Source organism: Staphylococcus saccharolyticus, assembly GCF_900458815.1.
Classification (GTDB): Bacteria; Bacillota; Bacilli; order Staphylococcales; family Staphylococcaceae; genus Staphylococcus; species Staphylococcus saccharolyticus.
Genome location: NZ_UHDZ01000001.1, coordinates 1,228,085 through 1,252,443, shown reverse-complemented (window position 1 = coordinate 1,252,443; position 24,359 = coordinate 1,228,085). Strand labels below are relative to the sequence as shown.

22 protein-coding genes, 5 pseudogenes and 1 riboswitch are annotated in these 24,359 nt (G+C 30.5%); of the genes and pseudogenes, 3 read left to right on the top strand and 24 right to left on the bottom strand.

The genetic code is table 11. The features are described 5' to 3' along the window. Nucleotides 1-3 precede the first annotated feature (3 nt). The 7 genes and pseudogenes from accB to DYE57_RS06150 all read right to left on the bottom strand — a co-directional run bounded on the left by accB (nucleotide 4) and on the right by DYE57_RS06150 (nucleotide 6,624). Nucleotides 4-477 (bottom strand): acetyl-CoA carboxylase biotin carboxyl carrier protein, encoded by a 474-nt coding sequence (gene accB, locus DYE57_RS06180; RefSeq protein ID WP_115313289.1) that lies wholly within the window; start codon nucleotides 475-477, stop codon nucleotides 4-6. A gap of 260 nt (nucleotides 478-737) precedes the next feature. Then, a pseudogene (locus DYE57_RS06175) lies at nucleotides 738-1,866 on the bottom strand (acetylornithine transaminase). Beyond that, nucleotides 1,863-2,602 (bottom strand): annotated as a pseudogene (gene argB / locus DYE57_RS06170) (acetylglutamate kinase). Before argB ends, DYE57_RS06175 begins: the two co-directional pseudogenes overlap by 4 nt. A 9-nt stretch (nucleotides 2,603-2,611) precedes the next feature. Further along, entirely contained in the window at nucleotides 2,612-3,805 is a 1,194-nt protein-coding gene (gene argJ / locus DYE57_RS06165) for a bifunctional glutamate N-acetyltransferase/amino-acid acetyltransferase ArgJ (protein WP_115313288.1), read from the bottom strand. Continuing rightward, a pseudogene (gene argC / locus DYE57_RS06160) lies at nucleotides 3,792-4,821 on the bottom strand (N-acetyl-gamma-glutamyl-phosphate reductase). The gene argJ and the pseudogene argC overlap by 14 nt, the downstream one beginning before the upstream one ends. Nucleotides 4,822-4,978: 157 nt before the next feature. Further along, nucleotides 4,979-5,536, bottom strand: a complete 558-nt coding sequence (gene efp, locus DYE57_RS06155; protein ID WP_115313287.1) for an elongation factor P — start codon at nucleotides 5,534-5,536, stop codon at nucleotides 4,979-4,981. Nucleotides 5,537-5,565: 29 nt separating this feature from the next. Then, nucleotides 5,566-6,624 carry a M24 family metallopeptidase gene (locus tag DYE57_RS06150; protein WP_115313286.1) on the bottom strand — a complete coding sequence of 353 codons (1,059 nt, stop codon included), beginning with the start codon at nucleotides 6,622-6,624 and terminating at the stop codon, nucleotides 5,566-5,568. Between the two features lie 103 nt (nucleotides 6,625-6,727). Here DYE57_RS06150 and DYE57_RS06145 point away from each other — a divergent pair, with 103 nt between their 5' ends. Together DYE57_RS06145 and DYE57_RS06140 are read left to right on the top strand one after the other, a co-directional pair. After that, the gene (locus tag DYE57_RS06145; RefSeq protein WP_115313285.1) at nucleotides 6,728-7,306 is read left to right on the top strand and encodes a hypothetical protein; all 579 of its coding nucleotides are present in this window, start codon (nucleotides 6,728-6,730) and stop codon (nucleotides 7,304-7,306) included. 13 nt (nucleotides 7,307-7,319) lie between these two features. Next, on the top strand, nucleotides 7,320-7,538 hold the full coding sequence (locus DYE57_RS06140) for an SA1362 family protein (protein WP_115313284.1): 219 nt from the start codon (nucleotides 7,320-7,322) through the stop codon (nucleotides 7,536-7,538). 52 nt (nucleotides 7,539-7,590) lie between these two features. Here the strand turns inward: DYE57_RS06140 and DYE57_RS06135 are convergent, their stop codons facing one another. Next, complete coding sequence (locus tag DYE57_RS06135) at nucleotides 7,591-8,421, bottom strand: lipoate--protein ligase family protein (RefSeq protein WP_115313283.1); 831 nt, start codon at nucleotides 8,419-8,421, stop codon at nucleotides 7,591-7,593. Between the two features lie 160 nt (nucleotides 8,422-8,581). Here DYE57_RS06135 and DYE57_RS06130 point away from each other — a divergent pair, with 160 nt between their 5' ends. Then, nucleotides 8,582-8,956 (top strand): rhodanese-like domain-containing protein, encoded by a 375-nt coding sequence (locus DYE57_RS06130; RefSeq protein ID WP_115313282.1) that lies wholly within the window; start codon nucleotides 8,582-8,584, stop codon nucleotides 8,954-8,956. 351 nt (nucleotides 8,957-9,307) lie between these two features. Here DYE57_RS06130 and gcvPB read toward each other — a convergent pair whose 3' ends face one another. From gcvPB to DYE57_RS06035, 16 genes and pseudogenes are all read right to left on the bottom strand, one after another. Then, nucleotides 9,308-10,792 (bottom strand): aminomethyl-transferring glycine dehydrogenase subunit GcvPB, encoded by a 1,485-nt coding sequence (gcvPB, locus tag DYE57_RS06125; RefSeq protein ID WP_115313281.1) that lies wholly within the window; start codon nucleotides 10,790-10,792, stop codon nucleotides 9,308-9,310. Then, nucleotides 10,785-12,131: an aminomethyl-transferring glycine dehydrogenase subunit GcvPA gene (gene gcvPA / locus DYE57_RS06120; RefSeq protein WP_115313280.1), complete on the bottom strand. Its 1,347-nt coding sequence runs from the start codon at nucleotides 12,129-12,131 to the stop codon at nucleotides 10,785-10,787. Before gcvPA ends, gcvPB begins: the two co-directional genes overlap by 8 nt. 18 nt (nucleotides 12,132-12,149) lie before the next feature. Continuing rightward, entirely contained in the window at nucleotides 12,150-13,241 is a 1,092-nt protein-coding gene (gene gcvT, locus DYE57_RS06115; protein ID WP_115313279.1) for a glycine cleavage system aminomethyltransferase GcvT, read from the bottom strand. 74 nt (nucleotides 13,242-13,315) lie between these two features. Beyond that, nucleotides 13,316-13,431, bottom strand: a riboswitch (glycine riboswitch). Next, nucleotides 13,428-13,946, bottom strand: coding sequence for a shikimate kinase (locus DYE57_RS06110; RefSeq protein ID WP_420802097.1), 519 nt, complete (start codon nucleotides 13,944-13,946; stop codon nucleotides 13,428-13,430). Its footprint overlaps the riboswitch before it by 4 nt. Nucleotides 13,947-14,797: 851 nt before the next feature. Then, a complete protein-coding gene (gene comGD / locus DYE57_RS06090; protein ID WP_420802096.1) occupies nucleotides 14,798-15,226 on the bottom strand; it encodes a competence type IV pilus minor pilin ComGD in 429 nt (142 codons plus the stop codon). Nucleotides 15,227-15,254: 28 nt separating this feature from the next. Further along, nucleotides 15,255-15,512 (bottom strand): annotated as a pseudogene (gene comGC / locus DYE57_RS06085) (competence type IV pilus major pilin ComGC); the annotation flags it as partial. Between the two features lie 35 nt (nucleotides 15,513-15,547). After that, entirely contained in the window at nucleotides 15,548-16,612 is a 1,065-nt protein-coding gene (gene comGB / locus DYE57_RS06080) for a competence type IV pilus assembly protein ComGB (RefSeq protein WP_115313275.1), read from the bottom strand. After that, nucleotides 16,584-17,558, bottom strand: a pseudogene (gene comGA, locus DYE57_RS06075) (competence type IV pilus ATPase ComGA). The gene comGB and the pseudogene comGA overlap by 29 nt, the downstream one beginning before the upstream one ends. Nucleotides 17,559-17,614: 56 nt before the next feature. After that, entirely contained in the window at nucleotides 17,615-18,238 is a 624-nt protein-coding gene (locus DYE57_RS06070) for an MBL fold metallo-hydrolase (protein WP_115313274.1), read from the bottom strand. Then, nucleotides 18,238-18,564, bottom strand: a complete 327-nt coding sequence (locus DYE57_RS06065) for an MTH1187 family thiamine-binding protein (protein WP_115313273.1) — start codon at nucleotides 18,562-18,564, stop codon at nucleotides 18,238-18,240. Before DYE57_RS06065 ends, DYE57_RS06070 begins: the two co-directional genes overlap by 1 nt. After that, entirely contained in the window at nucleotides 18,564-19,550 is a 987-nt protein-coding gene (locus DYE57_RS06060; protein ID WP_115313272.1) for a glucokinase, read from the bottom strand. The genes DYE57_RS06065 and DYE57_RS06060 overlap by 1 nt, the downstream gene beginning before the upstream one ends. After that, nucleotides 19,547-19,750, bottom strand: coding sequence for a YqgQ family protein (locus DYE57_RS06055; RefSeq protein ID WP_115313271.1), 204 nt, complete (start codon nucleotides 19,748-19,750; stop codon nucleotides 19,547-19,549). Before DYE57_RS06055 ends, DYE57_RS06060 begins: the two co-directional genes overlap by 4 nt. Next, entirely contained in the window at nucleotides 19,731-21,194 is a 1,464-nt protein-coding gene (locus tag DYE57_RS06050) for a rhomboid family protein (RefSeq protein WP_115313270.1), read from the bottom strand. Before DYE57_RS06050 ends, DYE57_RS06055 begins: the two co-directional genes overlap by 20 nt. Continuing rightward, complete coding sequence (locus DYE57_RS06045; protein WP_115313269.1) at nucleotides 21,195-21,743, bottom strand: 5-formyltetrahydrofolate cyclo-ligase; 549 nt, start codon at nucleotides 21,741-21,743, stop codon at nucleotides 21,195-21,197. It lies immediately after the preceding gene. Nucleotides 21,744-21,949: 206 nt separating this feature from the next. Further along, nucleotides 21,950-22,099: a 50S ribosomal protein L33 gene (gene rpmG, locus DYE57_RS06040; RefSeq protein ID WP_115313268.1), complete on the bottom strand. Its 150-nt coding sequence runs from the start codon at nucleotides 22,097-22,099 to the stop codon at nucleotides 21,950-21,952. A gap of 99 nt (nucleotides 22,100-22,198) precedes the next feature. Continuing rightward, complete coding sequence (locus DYE57_RS06035) at nucleotides 22,199-24,301, bottom strand: peptidoglycan D,D-transpeptidase FtsI family protein (protein ID WP_115313267.1); 2,103 nt, start codon at nucleotides 24,299-24,301, stop codon at nucleotides 22,199-22,201. Nucleotides 24,302-24,359 lie beyond the last annotated feature (58 nt).

The window sequence follows — 24,359 nt, the reverse complement described above, 5'->3', positions numbered from 1 at the left end:
TATTTATTTAACCTTAAACAACGGTTGGCCATACTCTACCATTTGTCCGTCTTCTACTAAAATTTCGACAATCTCACCAGATATTTCAGCTTGAATTTCGTTAAATAATTTCATAGCTTCCAAAATACAAACAGTACTATCATTTGTTACAGTATCCCCCACTTGAACATATGCTTCCTCATCGGGAGAAGGTGATTTGTAAAATGTGCCTACCATAGGTGCATTAATCGTATCATAATCATCATTTTTTTCTTCTGATTCATTGCTTTTTTGTGCAGTGGTTGGTTGAGCTTCTACATTCGTTTGTGGTTGCATGATAGGTTGTGCAGCTTGTTGCGTTACTTGAGGTGTGATAATTTCTGTTTCTTTCTCTTTTTTAAGATTAACAACACTACCTTTATTATCCTCAATATTTATTTCAGTTAAGTTAGATTGGTCAAGAGTTTCTATTAATTCTTTTATTTCTTTAAAGTTCATTTCTTACTAACTCCTTAGGTTTGTTTTCATCTACCCGTCTATTTTACTTGAGTGGTTGATTCAATTCAAGCATGTTCATTTAACATATAATTGAGATAAGATAGGTGATAAATAGTCATTTAATATAAAAAAGACTGAATGCATGCACTTATCTCACGATATCTATAATAAAATTTATATATAGATAAGTACTATTTAACAGTCTTTTTTAATATCTTATATTTATAACAGATTGAATTTGAATATATTAGTTTGAAATTCTATATAATATCATTTAGAATTTTAATTCCTTTATCAATTTGTGCTTTTGTGATAGTTAAAGGAGGCAATAGTCTAATTACATTTGTTCCAGCTGTTAATATGATTAATCCCTTTTCTTTTGAAGCCTCAACAATGTCATGAATGTTTTTAGTAGTCTCAATACCTATCATTAAACCTATTCCTCTCATATCAACAACATGTTTATTTTTAGTAAAGGCTTTATGCAATTGATCTATGAAATATTGACTTTTAATTATTACATTTTCTAAAAATTGTCTGTTGTTAATAATGTCTAACGTTTCTAAAGAAGCAACCATTGCTAATCGATTTCCACCAAAGGTTGTGCCATGACTACCATTATCAAAGGCTTCGCTAAGTATACTTTTTCCTAACATATCGCCAACAGGTACACCGTTACCTAGACCTTTTGCTAAAGTGATAATGTCTGGTGTAAAATTGTAGTGTTCATAAGCAAAAAGTTTTCCTGTTCTGCCAATTCCAGTTTGAATTTCATCTATGATTACTAAAATATCAGCGCTATTACAATATTTTACAAGTTGATGAATGAACGATTGATTAGCAGGTTGTACACCAGATTCACCTTGGATTAACTCTAAGATGACAGCAGCAGTTTGATTAGTAACTAGAGACTTAAAGTCATTGATATCATTAAATTTCGCGAATTTAAAACCATGAACAACAGGTCCAAAATGAGCTTTAACCTGTTCTTGACCAGTAGCTGACATTGAACCATAAGTGCGACCGTGAAAAGATTTGTTAAATGCAATGATTTCATACTTTTTTGTAGCTTTGCGTGCGAGTTTAATAGCAGCTTCGTTTGCTTCGGTTCCACTATTACAGAAGAAAGATCGGAACGCTTTATTATGAATTAATTTTTCAGCAACCTGTTCTTGTTGAATGCTATTGTAAATATTGGGTGAATGCCAAATATGCTCTAATTGTTGGCTAACTGCCTCTCGTACAGAAGAATAAAATCCTAAATTAGTTACGCCAATACCAGATGAAAAATCTATATAATAGGCGGCCCTTTTGATCTATTAATTCATTATTTTCAGCCTTAATAAATTCAATATTTGCTCGCTTATAATTTTGAAAAAGTAAACTCATTTTTGCCCACCTTTTATAACAGTACCATTGATAAGATTATTAGAAATTAAAACACGTCCTACCCCTGATTCTATAGTCTCTACCGCACTTTCTAATTTTGGAATCATACCATCAGTAATAATAATATTTTTAATTTTTTCTTGAGCTTGTTGAATACTTAAAGATTTTAAAAGTTTACGATTTTCTAAAACCCCTTCTACATCAGTCATTAGAATAAGTTGGTTAGCATTAAAAGCTTTTGCTATAGAAGTGGCTAATCAGCGTTTATATTTAGCCAGCAGCCTTCATTATTTGCACCCAAACTAGCTATAACTGGAATTTGTTTAGAATCTAAAATGTCTTGGAGTAAATTAACGTTAATTTGTTTGACATCACCTACAAAACCATATAATTCTTTATTTAAAAAGTCTGCTGTAACTAAGTCTTTCATATTATCTTTTAACTGATTTGTTTTTAAGTGAGATAACTTTAATCGATTGATGAGTTGGTAACCTACTTTGTTTACAAGTACATTATAAATGATAGGAAGATCGTTTTTAGCAGTAACTCTTATACCATTTATATTTCTAGTATGATGGCTACTTGCTTTTAAGTAATTATTAATGACTTGTCCTCCACCATGTACAATAACTATTTTTTTACCGTTATTTTGCCAATCTTTAAGTTGGTTGATAAATGATTCATCAATTTTTTCAGTGGCTATACCACCTAGTTTAATTACAACGATGTTATTCATACTGACCTCCTAAGTTGTGTACAAAGCGTTAATTTTAACGTAGTCATAAGACAAATCACATCCCCAAACTTTACCATTGCAGTCCCTGTTATGTAGATGTATTTGTATTTTAACTTCACCGCTACTCATAATATCTTGAATCTCTTCATTATCATAATCTATCGGTGAGGACGGTTTGAGAACTGGAATATGACCTATATAAATATCAATATTATCAATGTTAAAGTGTGTGTCTGTATGTCCTACGGCAGCAATAATTCTACCCCAGTTAGGGTCTTCTCCGAAGATAGCAGTTTTAACTAGACTTGAACCTACAATACTTTTAGCTATCATTTTGGCTGCACTAGAATTGCGTGCTCCCTCAACACTGACTTCAATCAATTTAGTAGCACCTTCACCATCTTTAGCAATTTTTTTAGCTAAATCTTTCATCACATGCTCTAACATTCGTTTGAACTTTTCGTAATCATCACTATTGTGTATAATCTCTTTGTTATTAGTACATCCATTTGACATAATGACTACCATGTCGTTTGTAGAAGTATCCCCATCTATAGTAATTTGATTAAATGTTACATCGACAACTTCGTTCAGTGCATGTTTTAATGTTTTGGAATTTATATTTGCGTCACAAGTAATAAAAGAAAGCATAGTCGCCATGTTAGGATGTATCATACCTGATCCTTTGGCTACACCTGCCATTGTGACTAAATCTCTATTGAAATGTTCAGTGACCACACAAGTTTTTGTATCTTTATCAGTTGTGAGTATTGCTTTTGCAAAATCATCTGCATTACCATTTACAACAATTTTGGATATTGCTTCTTCCAAAATTGACATGGGCATAGGCTTCCCTATAACTCCTGTTGAAGCGACCTCCACTAGCTGTTGTTTAATATGTAACTTATCTGCTGCAAGTTGTTGCATTCTAAAAGCATCTTTATGACCTTGTTCACCTGTACATGAATTAGCTACACCTGAATTAACTACAATAGCTTGTATTTTATTTTCTTTATTTATACATTGTTTTGTTAACACTAATGGAGCAGCGATAATCTTATTAGTTGTGAAGATGCCAGCGACACTTGCTGGAACTTCTAAAACTATCCAACCAAAATTTAACTTTTTTCTTTTAAATCCTGCATGTAATCCATCAGCCGAAAAACCTAATGGACTAGCAATATTTCCGTTAATTTCTTCCATAGACATACCTCCATACTATATATAGTGGTGATAGTATTAATCCGTCTGTTTCATTAAAGCCGAACATTAAATTCATATTTTGTATTGCTTGCCCTGCAGCACCTTTTATCAAATTATCTATGACTGCACAAATGGTTAAAATATTTGTTTCTTGATTATAGTCAAACCCAATATCGGTATAGTTCGTTCCAATGACTTCGTTTAGTTGTGGTAATTTATTTTTAACTCTTATGAAGGGTTTACTTGTATAACTTTCTTTGTATGCGTCAATGACATTATCGATAAGCGTATTATTATTAAGTTTACAATATATTGTAGCAACGATACCTCGATTAACGGGGATCAGCGATGTAGAAAACTGAATATTCTGTAAATTGTGGTCGAACTTTTTAAATTGCACTATTTCTGGAATATGTTGATGGTGATTCAATTTATAAGTAAAGTAATTGTTGTTGACATTAACATAATGAGAACTATGATTGAGTGTTTTACCAGCTCCAGTAAGTCCACTTTTGGCATCTATAATTATCGAATTGAGATCAATTAATCTTCTTTTAATCAGTGGGACAAGAGCTAATTCAGTTGCTGTTGCATAACATCCTGGATTGGCAATAAATCGGTGTTCTTTGACATTAATATTTAAATTGGCTTTGAATTTTTTTAGATACCGGTGGCTTTTTATACCATTTTTGATATATTTGTGGATTTAAACGGTGATCACCAGATAAATCTATAACTAGAAATTGAGTTTTAACAAAATCGGTCGTTAAATCTTTTGCAATACCACTAGGTGTGGCAAAAAATACGATATCAGAATGTTTCATTATATATTTACTATCAAAAGCTCTTATTTTTAAATCACAAACCCCCTTTAGATGAGGATAAATATCAGAAATTGCTGTTCTAATATCTTTTGTGGCATGTATTGATGAGACGCTTAAACGTGGATGATTCAGTGCTAAGAGTAATAATTCTAAGCCTGTATAACCCGTGATATCAACTATTGATATATGCATAATTACACCTCTTATTGTATTATTATATAATTATATACATTTTTTATAGTATTTACAACAGTTGATTGAACCTTTATACATTTAAAAAAATACCTTCAAATTATAACATCTTAGAAGATATATAATTTGAAAGTATGACAAAGTAAATACTAGTTGATTAACCTCTAGAAATGTAACTTCCATCACTAGTATTGATGACTAGGATGTCGCTTTTATTGACAAATAATGGCACATTTAAAGTGTATCCAGTTTCAACTGTAGCTGATTTTGTTGCACCTGTAGCTGTATCACCTTTAATACCAGGTTCAGTTTCAGTGACTTCTAGTTCAACAGTTTTAGGTAATTCAACTCCAATAATTTCGCTTTCGTATGATTGAACTTGAACTTCCATGTTGGCTTTTAAATAATTTAATTCATCTTTAAGGTAATCACCTGGTAATTCGATTTGATCGAATGTTTCATTATCCATGAAAATATGATTATCGCCATCTGAATATAAGTATTGCATGCGACGATTTTCAATCATTGCTTGCTCAACCTTTTCGCCAGCTCTGAATGTTTTTTCTTGGATAGCACCAGTTCTTAAATTACGTAATTTAGAACGAACAAATGCAGAACCTTTTCCTGGTTTTACATGTTGGAAATCAATAACTTTCCAAATTCCATTATCTACAGAAATTGTCAAGCCTGTTTTAAAATCATTTACTGAAATCATTCAGTCTCCTCCTCAATTATACGCGCTTACTATAAAATAATAAGGTCTTTTGTGCATTTAGTAAAGACATCACAACCATTTTCTGTAATTAAAATATCATCTTCAATTCTAACGCCACCAAGTCCATCTATATAAATACCAGGTTCTATTGTGACACAGTTGTTCTTTTCTAATTTGCCAGTACTACTTTTTGATAGTAATGGACCTTCATGAATATCTAAACCAATACCATGTCCGAGAGAATGACCAAATTCTTTACCATAACCATGCGATTTAATATAATCACGTGCTAGTGCATCAGCTTCTTTTACGGTCATGCCTGGCTTGATTTCATTGATTGCTTTTAATTGTGATGATAAAACAATGTTATATATTTCTTTTAATTTAGGATCTGGCTCACCGATTGCAAATGTACGGGTAATGTCTGAACAATAACCTTTATAATATGCACCAAAATCAAGTGTAATCATATCTCCTTTTTCGATAATCTTATCACTTGCCACACCATGAGGTAAGGCACCTCTATGACCTGATGCTACTATTGTATCGAATGATGGACCATCTGCACCTAATTCTAGCATTTTACTTTCAAGTAATGCTTTAATTTTTCTTTCACTCATACCCGCTTTAACTACAGTTAAAATATATTCATAAGTTTTATCGACAATGTCAGCTGCTTGTTGAATTAACTTAATTTCACCGCTATCTTTAACTTTTCTAATTTGATCAATCGTATCAGAAATACTAATTAAAGTAATCATACCTTTATTCAATTCTACGTACGTATCATAACTGATTTGATGTCCCTCAAAACCAATGTTTATTAGATTTTCTTTTTCAAGAAGTTCTTTTATTCCAGGGATTAAGCCATTTTTACAGTTAATAATTTCAAAGCCTTTTGCTTGATTTGTGGCTTGTTTAATATATCTGAAATCAGTAACGAGATAATTTTTTTGAGGTGTTATGATTAAAGCACCACTCGTACCGGTAAATCCTGAAAGGTATTGTCTATTGTAATCAGATAAGACGATAACGGCATCCAAACGTTTATGATTTAATATGTTATGTACTTGTTCTAATTTATTCATATCTTTCACTCCTATGCTAACGTTTGTACATTTTAATTTTATACATTAAAATGATAGCATAATTAATAATGATAATAATAGTTTTTGGTTTAGGGAGAAGACAATGAAAAAGTTAATATTAGTACTTGGAACATCTTGTTTGCTAGCTGGTTGTGGAAGTCAAAATTTGGGGCCTTTAGAAGATAAAACTACTCAATTGCGAGACGATAATCACCAACTAAAATTAGATATACAGCAACTTAATCAAGATATAAGTAACCAAAAATCTAAAATTGCTGGATTAAAACAAGATAAAGAAAACAGTAAACAAACATCTTCAAATAAGTTAAAAATTAAAAATTTAAAAGCATCATCTGATTATTATGACAGTATAGCGAAAACAATTGGAGATTATAAAAAAATAGAGACTGATGTAAATAAAAATAAAGGTAAAAAGGATATTCAAAATAAACTTGATACCATATCCAATGATATTGATAAAGCTTATACAAATTATAAAAGTTCTGTAGAGAGCGACTCTAAATCAGATGATAATAAACAAAAGTTTAAAGAAATTCGTAAGTTCAATAAAGACTTATCTAGTGCGTTAGATAAAATTAAAAACGGTTATCAATCTAAAGACAATAAACAAATTAAAAAAGGTCAACAGGAATTAACAACTGTAAGTTCAAATATAAGTTAATAGGAGTTTTAAGATGCGTAACATCTTCTTTTACATCATCATAGTCATAGCAGCATTTGGCTTAATTATGAATTTAGATGTATTTCTATTTTCGATTGTTAAAACTTTAATTAGTTTTGTAGTCATTGCTTTAATTATTTACTTCATTTATTATTTCTTATTTCTAACCGAAGATCAAAGAAATTATAAAAAAGCTGTACGTAAATATAAAAGAAAGAATAGAAGACATTAATATAATTAAACCCTTGAGATGATAATGATTATTAAACATCTCAAGGGTTTAATTATTTGCGATACATCCATTCATCAGAACGATATTTATGTTCTAGTTCTTTTATTTCTTTATGTTGTAAATCATTGAGTTGAAGTGGTTTTAATTCTATATTTAATCCAGTTTTAAATCCTTTTTCAAAAGCAACTTTCATTTCCTCTATTGTGATATGAGTATCTGAAATATCATTGATAGCTACTGCTTTTTCAACAAAAGCCTCTTTCATTTTCGCTTTGAGCCGATTATTTTTAAAGATAAACATGTCAAATAGTTCATTGATATCTATATCTTGTAGTATTGAACCGTGTTGTAAGATTACCCCTTTTTGTCGTGTCTGAGCACTACCTGCTATTTTTCTACCTTCTACAACAAGTTCATACCAACTTGGTGCATCAAAACATACTGAACTTCTAGGTTGTTTTAGTTTTTCTCTCTCCTCTTTAGAACGAGGAACAGCGAAATAGGTTTCAAAACCTAAATTTTTAAATCCTTCTAATAATCCTTGTGAAATAACTTTATAAGCTTCTGTAACTGTTGTAGGCATATTTGGATGTGATTCCGGCACAATCACACTGTAGGTCAATTCTTTATCGTGTAACACTCCTCTGCCACCTGTTTGACGTCTTACTATACCAAAACCTTTTTCAGCTACTTTATCAATATCAATTTCTTTTTTTAAACGTTGAAAATATCCAATTGAAAGTGTCGCAGGATTCCATGTATAAAATCTAATAACTGGATCAATTTCCCCTCTTGATACAAAATTGAGTAATGCTTCGTCCATAGCCATATTATAGTATGGATTTTGACTTCCTGTATTAATAAAATTCCAAGTTTCAGTCATAAATAAACCCCTTAAAAATGTTTCAATATTAAATTATTAAATATATCTATGTATTATTAAGATTATATGATAAAAACATAAACTAACCCGTAAAAATATTTTGATAAATTGTACTAACAGTCTTATAATTATAATATCGGTAAATTAGGGAGGATGCAAGATGAGTATCTCTTTGTACATTGCAATTATTATCATTGCATATATGATTATCCAACAAATTCTTAATAAACGAGCTGTTAATGAATTAGATCAAAACGATTTCCATAATGGTTTGAGAAAAGCTCAAGTTATTGATGTGAGGGAAAAAGTTGATTATGATTATGGACATATAAATGGTGCACGTAACATTCCTATTACTGTCTTTAAACAACGTTATCAAGGTTTAAGAAAAGATCAACCTATATATTTATGTGATGCAAATGGTATTGCCAGTTATCGCGCTGCTCGTATATTAAGAAAAAATGGATATAAAGATATTTTTATGCTTAAAGGTGGATATAAAAAATGGACAGGTAAAATTAAATCGAAAAAATAATTTTACGATAACATAAACTTTTAGGCTTTATTGACCTTCAAACAAGATTGAAATTAATTTTGTTTGAAGGTTTTTTCATTTCTAAACTAGAAACATGAGAGTGGGACAGAATTTATATTGAATTTATTGTTCCACCCCCGAACCACAACTTGCAATGTCTGTAGAATTTAAAAGTGAAATTCTCTATGTTTCGTTCCTGGTCTATAGTTTAAAAATTTGATATAGGCACAGTTATAATTCAGTCACTGACTTCCAATACAAAAAATACCTGAGACGGATGTCCCAGGCTCGTGTGTAATCAATAAATTTTATAAGTGGTCTACGGATAAAGTTTAGTATATTAGAAGCTTTTTAATATTCAATAGTCTTTTCTTTTTTAAGTTCTTCAAATTTCAGAATAGGTTTACGTGCTGCTGTTGTTTCATCTAATCGATTGATAATAGTTGTATGAGGGGCTTCCAAAACAATATCTGGGTTTTCTCTAGCTTCTTCTGAAATTTGGATGAGCGCGTTAATAAAATAATCTAAAGTCTCTTTAGATTCAGTTTCAGTGGGTTCAATCATCATCCCTTCTTCAACGTTCAGTGGAAAATAAATTGTAGGTGGATGTACGCCAAAATCTAAAAGACGCTTAGCCATGTCTAAAGTACGTACACCATATTGTTTTTGTTTGCTACCACTTAATACAAATTCATGTTTACAATATTGCTCGTATGGGACTTCAAAGTGTTCCTTAAGACGTGCTTTAATGTAATTTGCATTAAGAACAGCGGTTTCAGATACTTCTTTGAGTCCTTTAGCTCCCATTGTTCTTATATAAGTATAGGCTCGTAAGTATATACCAAAATTACCATAAAATGGTTTTACTCTACCGATAGAAATTTCAATATTATTGTCATATTTATATAAATCTTCATCTTTAATCACCATTGGTTTAGGTAAATAACTGGCTAATTCTTTAACAACTCCTACAGGTCCTGAACCTGGACCGCCACCACCATGAGGTCCTGTGAATGTTTTGTGTAAATTAAGATGAACTGCATCAAATCCCATATCTCCTGGACGTACTTTATTTAAAATGGCATTTAAATTCGCGCCATCGTAATATAATAATCCGCCTGCTTCATGTACAATTTGTCTAATTTCTAAAATGTTTTTTTCAAATATTCCTAATGTATTTGGATTTGTAAGCATTATTGCAGCAGTATTTTCGTTTACCACTCGTTTTAAGTCATCTATGTCCACTTCACCAAGTTCATTGGATTTAACTGTTACCGATTTAAATCCAGCAAATGATGCAGAAGCAGGATTGGTACCATGAGCCGAATCAGGTACTATAACTTCATTTCTATGTCCTTGACCACTTTTTTCGTGATATGCTTTGAAAATCATTAAAGCAGTCCATTCACCATGAGCACCAGCAGCAGGTTGTAACGTAACTTCATCCATACCTGTAATTTCTTTTAGTTCTTCTTGCAAACTATATATAATTTCCAGAGAACCTTGTACATGTTCTTCCTCTTGTAAAGGGTGAGATTCTGTAAATCCAGGTATTCTAGCAACTCTCTCATTTATTTTAGGATTATATTTCATAGTACATGAGCCTAATGGATAAAATCCTGTATCTACCCCGAAATTCTTATTAGATAGTTCTGTGTAATGACGTATTAAGTCTAATTCTGCAACTTCAGGAAACTCTGCTTTATCTTTTCGTATAAACTTTTCATCCAATAAAGAAGAAATCGAAATATCTATTATTTCATTTTGAGGTAATGAATAAGCATATCTTCCTTTTTTCGATCTTTCAAAGATTAATGGACTTGATTTACTAACCATGTAACTCACCAGCTTTCTCAACAAATGTGTCAATTTCATCTTTAGTTCTTAGTTCTGTAACAGCAATTAACATATGATTGTTGAAGTCCTTTGAGACTTTACTTAAATCGAATCCTCCTATAATACCTTCATCAGCAAGTTTAAGATTAATCTCTTTAATAGGTTGATTAAATTTTATGACAAATTCATTAAAAGATGTACCATCTATGATTTTAAAACCTTGCTCTTTGAATTTATTTTTAGCGTAGTTAGCATTTTTAAAATTTTGTACAGCAATTTCATAAATTCCTTGTTTACCTAATGTAGACATAGCTATAGATGAAGCTAGCGCATTTAATGCTTGGTTAGAACAAATATTAGATGTAGCTTTATCTCTTCTAATATGTTGTTCTCTGGCTTGAAGTGTAAGTACAAAACCTCGATTACCATCTTCATCTTGAGTTTGACCTACCAAACGACCTGGTATCTTTCGCATTAATTTTTTAGTAGTAGCAAAATATCCACAATGAGGTCCGCCAAATTGTGTAGGTATTCCAAAAGGTTGGGTATCTCCTACTACGATATCCGCACCAAATGTTCCAGGTGGTGTTAGTAATCCTAGAGCAAGTGGATTCGCATAAACAATAAATAATGCTTTTCTTTCTTTAATAAAGTTGTTGATTTCTTCTAAGTCTTCAATAGAACCATAAAAATTTGGATATTGAATAGCTACAGCAGCTGTATCATCGTCGATAACTTGTTCAAGTTTATTTAGATCGGTAATGGTTCCGTTAAGTTCTACTTCTACAATTTCAAACTCTTCGCGAGTTTTAGTATAAGTGCGTAGTACTTGTAATGCTTGGTAGTGAATAGCTCTAGATACCACTATTTTTTTCTTTTTTGTATGACTAAGTGATAGAATACATGCTTCAGCAAAACTAGTCATACCGTCATACATTGATGAATTAGCAACATCCATGTCTGCTAGTTCGCAAATAAGTGTTTGAAATTCAAATATTGCTTGTAATTCGCCTTGTGATATCTCTGGTTGGTATGGAGTGTAAGCAGTATAAAACTCTGATCTTGAAATCATTGCATCTACAATTGCAGGAGTATAATGATCATAGACACCTGCACCTAGAAAAGATGAATGGGTAGCCTTAGTAATATTTTTATTTGCAAGCAGATTAAGTCTTCTGAATAAAGGTGTTTCTGCTTCACCATCTGCAATATTTAAATTTCTATCTAATAAAATGCTTACAGGGACATCGCCAAATAATTCAGAAATTGAATTGGCCCCAATAGTTTCTAGCATTTCTTCTTTATCTTGTTCTGTTAATGGTATATAACGATGACTCACAATATGCACCTCTTGTATTTATTTTGTAATTTGACTTTTCTTAACAATATTAGCCTTAACTTGTCGCTTTCTGATTTGTACGATGACTTCTTTTCCCATCTCAAAGGCGTTTCTATCTATAATAGCTAGTGCAATTGATTTACCAGATGAAGGTGACTGAGTGCCAGATGTAACTTCTCCTATATGATTGCCTGCTTTATCAAGTACTTTATAGCTTGTTCTAGCGATACCTTTTTCTAATAATTCGAGTCCTACAGTTCTTAAGTGTGCACCTTTCTCTTTTTGGGCCTTTAATACTGATTTACCGATGAAATCTTGGTCTATTAAAGGTTTGGCAGCAAATGCAATACCTCCTTCATAAGGAGTGATTGATTCAGTTAAATCTTGACCATGTAAAGGTAATCCAGCTTCAAGTCTAAGTGTGTCACGAGCTCCTAATCCACAAGGTGTCACATTGTATTCGAGTAAGTGATTCCATATATGTCGGGTATCATCAGCTTGACAATAAACTTCAAAACCATCTTCACCTGTATATCCGGATTGAGATAAAATAATGGTCTTGTCGAATAATTTTATATCTTTTTTAAACTCAAACACTTTCATTTTATTTACGTCAATATTGACGAGCTTATTTATTAAGTCTCTTGCTTTTGGTCCTTGAATTGCTAATTGTCCATATTTTGCTGATACATCATTTATAATGACGTTAAATTTTGCGCTTTGTTTAGTCATCCATTTAAAGTCTTTATTGGTATTTGCTGCGTTGACAATGAGCAAATACTGATTGTCATCTATTTTGTATGTGACTAAATCATCAATCACGCCACCCTCTTCATTACACATTGCGCTATAAATGGCTTTAGATGATGTAAGGTTATTTGCATCATTGGATAGAATGAATTGCACAAATTCATCAGCTTCATTACCTTTTATCTCTATTTCCCCCATGTGACTTACATCGAAAAGACCAATTCCGTATCTAACTGCATTATGTTCTTCTTTAATACTTGAAAATTGAACGGGCATGGCCCAACCACCAAATTCAATAATTTTAGCACCACAATCAATATAGTTTTGGTATAAAGGTGTTTTTCTTAATTCTCTTGTCATTTTTTAACCCCCTAATTGTATTAAAAAACAGGATAGCATAAAGCTACCCTGTTTAAAAACCTCTTCCAGGAACGCGTTACAGTATTATCCTTTTGCCTGAGAGTTTCGTTAAATAACTTGCACCTTCGGCGATAAAGTGAAATTTAAGTCAATTCTAAATTTCATCTCTATTCTCTCTAATACTGATCAATCGCTAGATAATTCATTTATTATTTCTTGATAAATCTCAGAAACAGTAAGTGCACTATTCACTTTCATGAATGCGATTTCATTATATCTTGAAATTCTTGACGAATACAATGCTTTTAGCTGTTCAAGTGTCTTGTTCATAGCGTTAGGCCTATGTGGGTCATTAACAATACGTCGATAAATAATGTCGATATCACAATCAAGCCAAATTACATAGTTTTGTCGTTTGAGTAATTCTAGCGATGCAGAATTTTCAATGATACCACCACCCGTTGAAATAACATCAAAAGAATCAAAACATTCAGTTAAGTATTTGGATTCTAAATATCTAAATCCATGTTCCCCTTTATTGCTAAATATTTCGGGAATAGATTTACATTCATTTACCTCTATATACTCATCTAAATCGACATAACTTAAATTTTGAAGGTCAGATAGATATTGTCCAACTGTAGTTTTACCAGTACCCATAAAGCCTATGAATATGATGGGTAATTGCGCATTTCTCAATTTAATTTACCTCTTTTAACTTTTTAACGATAATTTTATTGTAGTAAACATCTAAGTTATGTATTGTCTTTAATTTTAAACTATATTGATAGATATAAAAAGATATAATTGATAAATAAAATGAAAAAATTACCACTAAAAATAAACTAATAAACGCTTTTTGGTTATAAAAGTAGTATCTTCTCTTGAGTATAGTTCGGTTATCCTAACTTAATTTTTATTTATATATATTTATTGTTCGTTTTTAATATTTGAGTTGAAACTACATTATTTAATAATGTAATATTACCTTTTTGATTAATGTTTTTATAGATTTTGTTTCTATTAAAACATATCTTATAACATCATTGTTATTACTTAACTTAATTGTGTGAGAATTTTCAATCTGGAGTTTATACTTCAATTTTTCAGTGTCGTAAAGAATATCTCGACTAAAAAATTCAAAGTTGATATCATCATTATTTTTTGCGTTAATTAGATAATAAGAGGTTAGACGTATCATTGAAGGTAATAACATAAGTACTAAAATTGTTAGTGGAAGTATAAATAACAGTTCAATAAAAGAGAATGCTTTAAGCTTAGATAAAGATACATGTTTCAACTTTAAATTCAGTTTCTTTACCGCATATTTTATCTTTAAATAATTGAATTTCGTATTTATCTATAACAACTCCTTGGTTAAGTTCGTTTTTATTTAGGTGTTGTATACTTGAAATAATAACTCTTTTGATCTCTATGGATTTTAAGTTTTCTTTATACTGACTTTTTAGAGATGAAAGCATGGGGATAAAAATTAATGTGATGATACTTACTAAGAAAAAGGCTAAAATGAGTCCGATAAAAGCGAGCTCTTAAGTTTAAATTTTGACATATCTTATTCGCCCTTTTTCAATATGGAAAATTATTTTATAAATATGTTCTTTCATTAGAGAGCCAAAATTGCTAATATTTCCATATTTATCGAAATTAATAGTATTAAGTTTAGCAATATTAATCACTTTACCACCTTTGATATTGAATCTATATTTATTACCTTTTTCTTCTACTACTTGTACTCTTCCTGTATTATTGAAAAATAATAAAGTAATTGAACTTTCATTACTAATAGCTTTTGATTTGAAATAATTGAATTTTGTGATTAATTGTTCAATTTTATACTCTTCGTTTAAAGTTTTTATGTTTAGTAAACTTCGTGACCAAAGGGTAGTTAATATTAGGCAACTAATAATCAACAATATTGATAACATCTCTATTAAGGTAAATGCTTTAGCTTTGCTAATTTGCAATTGCTTCATCATTAGCAATACTAATAGTTTAGCCTGTCCTACATGTTTTTTGACCTTCTTTTATAAACCCCTCTGAGACTAAATCATTGATATTAGTTGGGTTGCGATTGTACTTTAAAGTATAAGCTTCAATTTGACTATTTACCATTTTAACTTAGGCATCACATCCGGTACTTTGTATATGAACAGTTTGCTTTGCAATGTTTGGAATGATTAGGATTAATAATAAGCTAATAATGAGTAGTACTAATAACATTTCTATCAAGGTGAATGCTTTTGATTCTTTAAATTTTTATAATAGTTTCATTTAAATCTCCTCTTTTATTTTATTGTTTGCATAAGTTCGAACATAGGAAGCATTATTACTAAATATAATGAAACGATAAATAACCCTAATATGAAAAATATAATAGGTTGAATAAACTTAGTATGTTTTATAACTTTATCTTCAAATTGTTGTAATAACATTTGGCTGTATAATTTCAATTCAATATCTAGTTTTCCACTTTTTTCACCTTGTTGCATAAATTTAACCATGTCGTATTGGAAGCATTGTAATTGTTTTAATATGATAGGTAGAGGGATACCTTTGTTTGTTTCATCGTGAAGATAATTACCTAAAAATTTAAAGAAGGCATTATTTTGTTCACTTTTATAAATATTTACGATTTGCTGAAGACTAATACTATTTTTATAGAAAAGAGAGAGTTCGTTAGAAAATTGATATGTTCTTAAAATTTTGTCATAAGATTGAAGAATTGGGACTTTAAGAATATAGTATATCTGTTTTTTAATTGATAGTTTTCTAAAATATCTTAATAAAATGAAAATGCCTATAATGAGAATAAGTGAAATTATTCCAAGGGTTTTAGGGAGTTGAGTAATTAGAGTAGTTAAAATATTTTGGAATATAGATAATTCTACATTCATAGTTGAGTATAGCTGTTGAAATTGAGGTATAACAGTCATATTTAAGACAATGAGAATGATCATAAATATACTTATTAGTACTATTGAATACTGTAAGGTTTTAATGAGTTGCTTTTTTGCTTTTATGTTCCTTTCCATATAATGGATTGAATCTATTAATGCTTTCTCTAAACTTCCATAATTCTTTGCAAATTTAATTTGAATTAGTATAATGTCAGGATAACCAATCAGTTTTAAAATATCATAACACGTTGAACCAGTTTGTATGGAATGAATGATTGAGTGACTTAAAGTTTTGTCTTTATAGTCAAAATGGTGATTTAAGAACCTAAAGCTTTCAAATAATGTAAAGCCATGATTTAACAATTGGTATAGTCTTTGAAGTAATTCAGTAGATTGAATTACTGATAGATTTCTTTTTTTATATTTAAATATACTTATTGACAACTTCTTCACATATAATCCCCACTTTAGACATATTGTTTAAATGTGTTGATAATCTAGTAAAAGTCTTTGGCATACACTGATTATGTTCAAAAAAAGTATGAAATTTGATGTTGATACTTTAACTCGCTACAAGTTGACGTGAATTTAAATTCGTTGTAATTAATCTTTGATTTGAAATTAAATTTATAGATTGACATAATTCCTGAATGGATATACCCATTTCTAATAACCTTAATAATGCCCCTTTACAGTCATTTGCATGTAGCGTTGTTAAAACTAAGTGTCCACTCAAACTAGCCTGTATAACGTATTTAGCCACCTCAGCATCTCGTATTTCTCCAATTAGTATTACATCTGGATCGCATCTCAATATAGCTTTGAAAGAGCTTTCATAGTTAATTCCGGCTTTTTCGTTAAGTGAGATTTGAGTTATTCCATCAAGTAATTGTTCCACCGGGTCTTCTACAGAAATAACATTCAAATTTAGTTGTTGATGTGCATGCATAACCATTTGATACATTAAAGTACTCTTACCTGAACCGGTTGGACCACTAAGTAACAATAATCCTTGTTTTTTATTCATTAAATGTCTAAAATCCTCAAATTCGTAAGATTCTCTTTTTTTTACGAAAATACCGTGGGACGATACGTATAACACAACTTTCATTGCCTAAAGATAAAGGGAGTGTTGAGATTAGTAAATAATAAATACTTTGTAATTTATAAGTGTATCTCTCACTTTGCGATAATTGCTGCGTTGATACATCTAGGCCCGCCTGAAATTTCATATAAATTAATAATTTTTATAAATATGATGAGACAGAGTATCATACATAATTAGTTGATCGTTAACCCTTAATTTAATTAGTGTATGCGCTTCGCTTGGTATAAAATGAACATCGCTAGCATCATTATGAATAGCATGATTTATAATTTGTTCAAACAACATTTTCATAAAAATTCACCTCCTACATATGCTAACGTAGGAGGTGATAAAATTACTTTTAATTACTATCCATTTAAAAATGGATTGAGTTGCTCGTCATCTACTGTGGTGTATGGTCCATGTCCTGGAAATAAAGGTAAATCTCCATCTAATTCAAAAAGTTTGTCCTTAATAGAATCAACTAAAGTTTCGAAGTCTCCTCTATAAAGGTCAGTGCGTCCTATACCATTATTAAATAAAGTATCCCCAACCACTGCAAAATCTTTAAATACATAGCTTAAACTTCCAGGCGAATGTCCAGGAGTGTGTAATACACTAAAATGAAATCCTTCTATTGTTGTTGGTCCTTCTTTGATGCTTAATGGCTTTGCATCACTTATAACTTGAGGCATTCCATATTGTTTGAATTTTGCTGCACCATTTTTTTCAGGATCCTTTAAGAAATCAAATTCTTCATCGTGCATATATACCGGAACGTTGTATTTATTAATAATATCGTCCAATGCACCTATATGGTCATAATGAGCATGTGTTAAGAGAATAGCTTTTAAAGGTTTATTTATTTGATTTAACTTTTTAATGATTCTATCACTTTCGCTTGATGGATCTATTAATAACAAATGATTATCATCTTCGATAAAATAAGTATTTGTGTCTACTAACCCTAAAGTTAAACTTGAAATTCTCATTATAGTTCACCACTATTATCTAAATGTTTTTGAACAGATTTAAGTTTATCATTCATTTTTCTAGATTTATCACGACGATCATCAATACGAATATTTGTGCAAACTCGATCTAATCCTTTATCAAAAGGAAGTTCGTGAATTGCTTGGATAACTTCGAACAAGTCTTTTAAGTCTCCTTCAATTAATGTGTTCATAGGTGTTAATTGATAATCAATTTTACCTTGTTGTTTAAATTCGTTTAATTTAGTTTGTATTTCTGCAATATATCTACTAACGCTTGGTCCTTCAGTTCCTACTGGAATAACTACTACATCTACAATTGCCATTATTTTGCACCCTCTTTTTCAAGAACATAAGTTTTAATAAGTCCCGCTGCACCAGTAATTCCTGCATCATTTCCTAATTTAGCTTGAACAATTTCAGTCTCAAATTGTGCCGGAGTAAAAGTTAAGTTGCGATATTCTGTTTTTATATTCTCAATCAATATTAAACCAGCAGTCGACATGCCACCACCTAATACAATGTATTTTGGATTGCTTGTCACACTGATAATACTACATAAATAACCGATATAATTTGCTACCTTTTCAGTTATGAAGATACAGAATTGATCTCCAGCTTTTGCAGAATCAAACACTGCTTTGGCTGTCACATTGTTATCTTTAATAAGTTGTAAAATAGATGATTTAAACGTTAATTTCGGGTAGTAAAAATTCACTAAATTTACTACACCAGTTGCCGAAGCGACTGTTTCAATACATCCAGATTTACCACAATTACATTTAAAACGTTGATCAAAATCTGCTCTCATATGTCCAATCTCTGCACCAGAACCATTATGGCCATGAACAATTTCACCATTAGAAATAATACTGCCACCAAGTCCTGTACCTAACGTAATTGCTACAACATCATCAGCATTTTCACCTGCACCCTTATGTTTTTCTCCCAATGCTGCTACATTAGCATCATTATCGACATATACTGGACAATCAACAAATTTTTGGAAAATTTGCCTTACATTAACATTCCCAGACCAATGTAAATTAACAGCACCATTAACAATACCTGTTTCAAAATTTACTGGTCCTGGTACGCCTATACCAACACCTAGTACATTGTTAAAGTCGTAATTAAATTCTTCAATATTTTCAACAAAAGAATCATAAATATTTCTTAAAAGTAATTCACCGGTGTGATCACTTGTATCTGTATGAATAGACCATTTATGTAATTGTTCCAGGTCTTTATCAAAAATTCCCAATTTACACGTTGTTCCACCAACATCCGCCGCTAAAATAATATTCGTCATTTATGTTCATTCCTTCTTTGATTAATTATCAATATACATTTGAGATATTCATCTTTAGACACTAACTTATAATGATATAAAGATTTTATCTCTTGAGACATCATTTCATACATGTCCGCAGGATTCTTAAAATAAATAATGAATCCGTAGTTTTTGAGTAATTGTAATACATCATAAAAGTTATTTATCTTTCGAGTCACTTGATTCACTCAACTCTTTTTCTAAGCTTTTGTAATTTGCATTCCTCGGATTATTTTTGACAGCTTTATTAATATATTTCATAGCTTTTTTATTATCACTTAGTGAACGATTAGCGATGGCTAATTCATAATTAAGTATTCCGGAATTAGGAAAACTTTTTAATCCTCTTTCCCATTCTGCTATAGCTTCAGATTGTGAACTTTGAGTAGCTGTGATTAATCCACTTAAATAATAGGTTTCATCATCAGCGTAATTTTTATTTAATGTTTGATTCACTACGTCTTTAGCTTCTTTATAATTTCCATTTAACATCTCATCTTTAATTAATTTATCATAAATATTATCTTCATTTATAGTAAAAATTCTAACTTGTAAAGCGACGAAAATAAGTACAAATATAATAAGGAATATCCAGAACAAATTACAATTAACTGTAAAGTAATAGCCGATGAAAGTGATTAATAGACCACCTATAAAACCACCTAAGTGAGCCATTATATTGATGTTTGACATGAAAAGAGATAGTCCTATTAAAATTGCTAAAGCGATAAGTAACGGTCCAATTACCTTTTTATCGAAGGTTTTACTCAAATACATTATTGCAAAAATAGACCCAATTAATCCAAATATTGCACCACTTGATCCTACAGAAATCGTTGAAGTATTAAATGATAAAGAAACGAAATTTCCGTATAAACCTGCTACAAAATAGATGGTAAGCATTCTCCATGAACCTAAGATAGATTCAATTATTTTCCCAAATATAAATAATGAGAGCATATTCATTAAAATATGTTCAAAATTAAAATGTAAGAACATAGAGGAGATAAGTCTATACCACTCACTATGCACAACATTAAAGTGAACTAGTCCACCAACTTCTAAAAGTTTAACATCTGAAAATCTATTTAAGTATAAAATCATGCATAACCACACAACGATATTTATTAAAATTAATACATATGTTGCTGGTGAAAATCTTTGCATATGTTTATCTAATGGATTGTTAGTTAATACTTTTCGTTTGTAGTATGAATATGTTTTCTTATCTTCATCATTTGATAACATTTTGAATAAAACCAAATTAGAAATTATTTGTTTTAAGTCTGTCACATTATTTAATATATGAAATTGTAATTTTTCTGGTTGCGCTTCATTCATATTGTCTTCAGAAATATTTTTATCTGAAAAATAATAAAAATCAATCGCATGTGGTTTATATCCGACTCGTTGTTCTACATCTTTTGGCCGTTCTAAGAAATTAGATTTATCAAATCTAATTTCTTGAGTGGAACTTACCTCTTTTCTAAATATCGCTATCGATTTTTTTCGTTTGTGGGCTAACCAAATTTCATTATCATCCTTTTCTTGATGAATTAAATCGTAGTTTAAATACCTAATCCAGTAGTATAAGGTTTTCCAATAAAGTTTATTAATATTCATTTATTCCTCCACTACATCGTTATTATATATTATTAAATGATCTACAGGTTGATCGAAAGGTTCTTTTTCAAATGTAGTCAGTTGAAAATCATATAATAAGCTGATTGTTTGAACTTTGTTTTTCTCTAAGAATTTATCATAATAACCACCACCATAGCCGATGCGATAACCATTTTTTTCAAAGGCAATACCAGGCACAACAACTAAATCTAAGTCATTAGTAATTTCTGAATTAGAAATTGAGTGATAAATACCTTTACTATCTTTCTCGATGTTATCAAGGTTTAGTAATCGTTTGAATGTCATTTGATAATGATAATCAGTTTCAGGAACGAAAACTTTTTTATTATCTAGTAAAGCATAATTGATGATGGGATATGTATTAACTTCATGGGCCATCGATAAAACGAAGCCTATTTTTTCAGCATGTTGATAGAAATTGGATTGGTATAGCTGATTTGCTAACCAAACATCAGCTGTGTGTTTTTGTCTTTTATTATAGGATTTTAATTTCTCGATTTTTAATTGACGTATTTGTCTTTTACTCAATTTAGTCACCCACTTTGTTCATTAAATATTATAACGTTTATCAATTCTGATGTCATTAAGTCGATATGTTATGTATTTATTTTATATGTAATACAAATTAGATTAATTTATTTAAATTAAAGCTCCTTTTAAAGTTTCAGTTTTTAGTGATACTTTAAAAGGAGTTTATTAAACTTCAAAAATATAAAATTTATTGTTTATATTTATTATTTAGTTTCGCGGTGTAAAGTATGTCTATTATCACGTGCACAGAATTTTTTCATTTCTACACGCTCTGGATTGTTTCTTTTGTTTTTTGTTGAGATATAATTTCTATCTCCACATTCAGTACAAGCTAATGTTATGTTTACGCGCATGATTGTTCCTCCTTACCTTTTCTAAATACAACCTCATTATTATACCAATTAATAATATAATTGCAAAGTATAATTTTTTACAAAATTACTAAAATCATATTATTCATCATGTCCTTCTGTTTTTTTCGAAGATTTGTCTGAGCCTTTATTTTCTTTTTTGTCCTTATCTCTAAAGTAATAGTTAATTACATCTCTACCTAAATCTCCACCATTCAACCATGGCGGAGGTACGGGTTGATTCGTATATATAATAGAGAATGATAATTTAGGATCTTTGATAGGTGCATAACCGATGTATGTTGAGTTAACTCTAGATTCTCCGTTTTGAAAGACTTCTGCAGTTCCTGTTTTACCAGCTGATGGAACAACAGTATTTCTAAAACTAGCATAACCAGTACCATCTTTTTCGTTAAAGGCCATTTTGAACCCATATTGAACTTCTTTTAGTTCTTTGTCTGAGTTATTAACTTTATTGAGTACATTTCCTTTAATTTTTCGTTTTAAAGAACCGGCTTCATCTTTATTCGTTGATTCATGTATTGATAAGCCTATATGAGGCTGAATTCTATAGCCGTTATTAGCAATTGTCGAAACGTATTGGGATAATTGTAATGGTGTATAAGTATCGTATTGTCCAATTGCTAAGTCTAGGTAATTACCAGGGTTGTTCGTTAATGGTTCAATTTGACCAGGCGTTTCATTAGGTAAATCTACACCAGTTTTAACTCCTAGACCAACTTGATTTAAGCCTTTACGTAGTTTTTGTCCTGCTTCAGAAATATTATTTGGTAATGGCATTCCAGAAAAATAAGGGTCTCCAGCTAATTTTAAAGCTGTTTTAAACATATAAACGTTAGATGAGTGCATGAGTGCTTCTTTATCATTAATAGTAACTCGACCATCTTTGTTAAAGTACGAACGTTTAGTTAGGCCACCTTGAAATTTTAATGGTTCATCAACCATTGTTTCTCCAACTTTAATTGCATTATTTTGATAACCAGCTAATAAAGTACCACCTTTAACTGAAGATCCAACTGCAAACTGTGCTGTGAAGTTGCCGATATCATAGTCTTTAAGTTTGCCTTGTTTATCGATTTGTTTACCAGCCATCGCTAAAATATCACCATTTTTAGGATTCTGAACGACAATTAAGGCATTGTCCATATCCTTAGCGCCTTGGCTTCTAAGCGATGAAATTTCTTTTTCAAGTAAGGATTCAACCTTTTTTTGCAAGTCTATATCAATGGTTAGTTGTAAATCATGACCTCTTGAACCAGGATTTACAACCTCTGAATTAATGACTTTACCAGATTTGTCAGTAGTGTACTTCATCTGCTTTTTAGTTCCTTTAAGTACGTCTTCATATTGATACTCAAGATAAGATTTACCCACACGATCATTGCGTGAATAACCTTTAGATAAATACTGTTCAGTTAATTCTTTCGGAATACCTTCTGAAGATGTTGAAACATCTCCAAATATGCCTCTTAACGTATCACCATAAGGATACTTTCTGTCCCAATCCATTGCAGTATTGATTCCAGGTAATTTAGAAAGTTGCTGTGAAACTGCTGCATATTCTTTTTCGCTAACATCTTCATTCTTAATTGTTTGTGGATCTAAAGTAGAACCAGCGTTCATTTCGCGATAAATTGCTAAAACTTGAAGATCTTTTTTAGTTAATTCATCTAATTGTTTCTTTCTAACTTTATCTCTTTGTTGTTCATCAAATTGATCTTGAGTTATGCTATCATCTTGTAAAAGTGATTGTTCCTTTGTCATTAATCGTTTAGCTTTAGCAGGATGAATTTGGATCCAGAAATCCTTTTTATCTCGTTCTGTAATTTTATCTGTATCCATTTTGATAAGGCCAGATAATTTTTTGGCTGTATCGAGCATCTCTTGTTGAGAAGTTTTACGATTTCTTGTGTATGTAATTGACATTTTAGATGCATTATCTACTAAAACTTTTCCGTTTCTATCTAAAATTCGACCTCTAGGAATTGATTCGTTAACTGTAATATTTTCGTCGTTTTTGATTAATTGTTTATAATGTGATCCTTGTGCGATTTGTAAATAACCTAAACGTAACACTAGAATAGCGAAGATAAATATTATAAAACCAAAAATAAAATTGATCCTCTTATTCATGGTGTTTCGAGTTTTTTCATCGTTTGATTTTTCTTTTAATCTTTTTAGCAAAACAACCTACCTCTATTCAATGTCTCTGATACAAATGATATATGAAATTAAATCATTT

Coding starts and splice junctions, on each gene's coding strand:
- accB (WP_115313289.1), bottom strand. CDS start 477: ATGAACTTTAAAGAAATAAAAGAATTAATAGAAACTCTTGACCAATCT.
- argJ (WP_115313288.1), bottom strand. CDS start 3,805: ATGGAAGAAATTAACGGAAATATTGCTAGTCCATTAGGTTTTTCGGCT.
- efp (WP_115313287.1), bottom strand. CDS start 5,536: ATGATTTCAGTAAATGATTTTAAAACAGGCTTGACAATTTCTGTAGAT.
- DYE57_RS06150 (WP_115313286.1), bottom strand. CDS start 6,624: ATGAATAAATTAGAACAAGTACATAACATATTAAATCATAAACGTTTG.
- DYE57_RS06145 (WP_115313285.1), top strand. CDS start 6,728: ATGAAAAAGTTAATATTAGTACTTGGAACATCTTGTTTGCTAGCTGGT.
- DYE57_RS06140 (WP_115313284.1), top strand. CDS start 7,320: ATGCGTAACATCTTCTTTTACATCATCATAGTCATAGCAGCATTTGGC.
- DYE57_RS06135 (WP_115313283.1), bottom strand. CDS start 8,421: ATGACTGAAACTTGGAATTTTATTAATACAGGAAGTCAAAATCCATAC.
- DYE57_RS06130 (WP_115313282.1), top strand. CDS start 8,582: ATGAGTATCTCTTTGTACATTGCAATTATTATCATTGCATATATGATT.
- gcvPB (WP_115313281.1), bottom strand. CDS start 10,792: ATGGTTAGTAAATCAAGTCCATTAATCTTTGAAAGATCGAAAAAAGGA.
- gcvT (WP_115313279.1), bottom strand. CDS start 13,241: ATGACAAGAGAATTAAGAAAAACACCTTTATACCAAAACTATATTGAT.
- DYE57_RS06070 (WP_115313274.1), bottom strand. CDS start 18,238: ATGAGAATTTCAAGTTTAACTTTAGGGTTAGTAGACACAAATACTTAT.
- DYE57_RS06065 (WP_115313273.1), bottom strand. CDS start 18,564: ATGGCAATTGTAGATGTAGTAGTTATTCCAGTAGGAACTGAAGGACCA.
- DYE57_RS06060 (WP_115313272.1), bottom strand. CDS start 19,550: ATGACGAATATTATTTTAGCGGCGGATGTTGGTGGAACAACGTGTAAA.
- DYE57_RS06050 (WP_115313270.1), bottom strand. CDS start 21,194: ATGAATATTAATAAACTTTATTGGAAAACCTTATACTACTGGATTAGG.
- rpmG (WP_115313268.1), bottom strand. CDS start 22,099: ATGCGCGTAAACATAACATTAGCTTGTACTGAATGTGGAGATAGAAAT.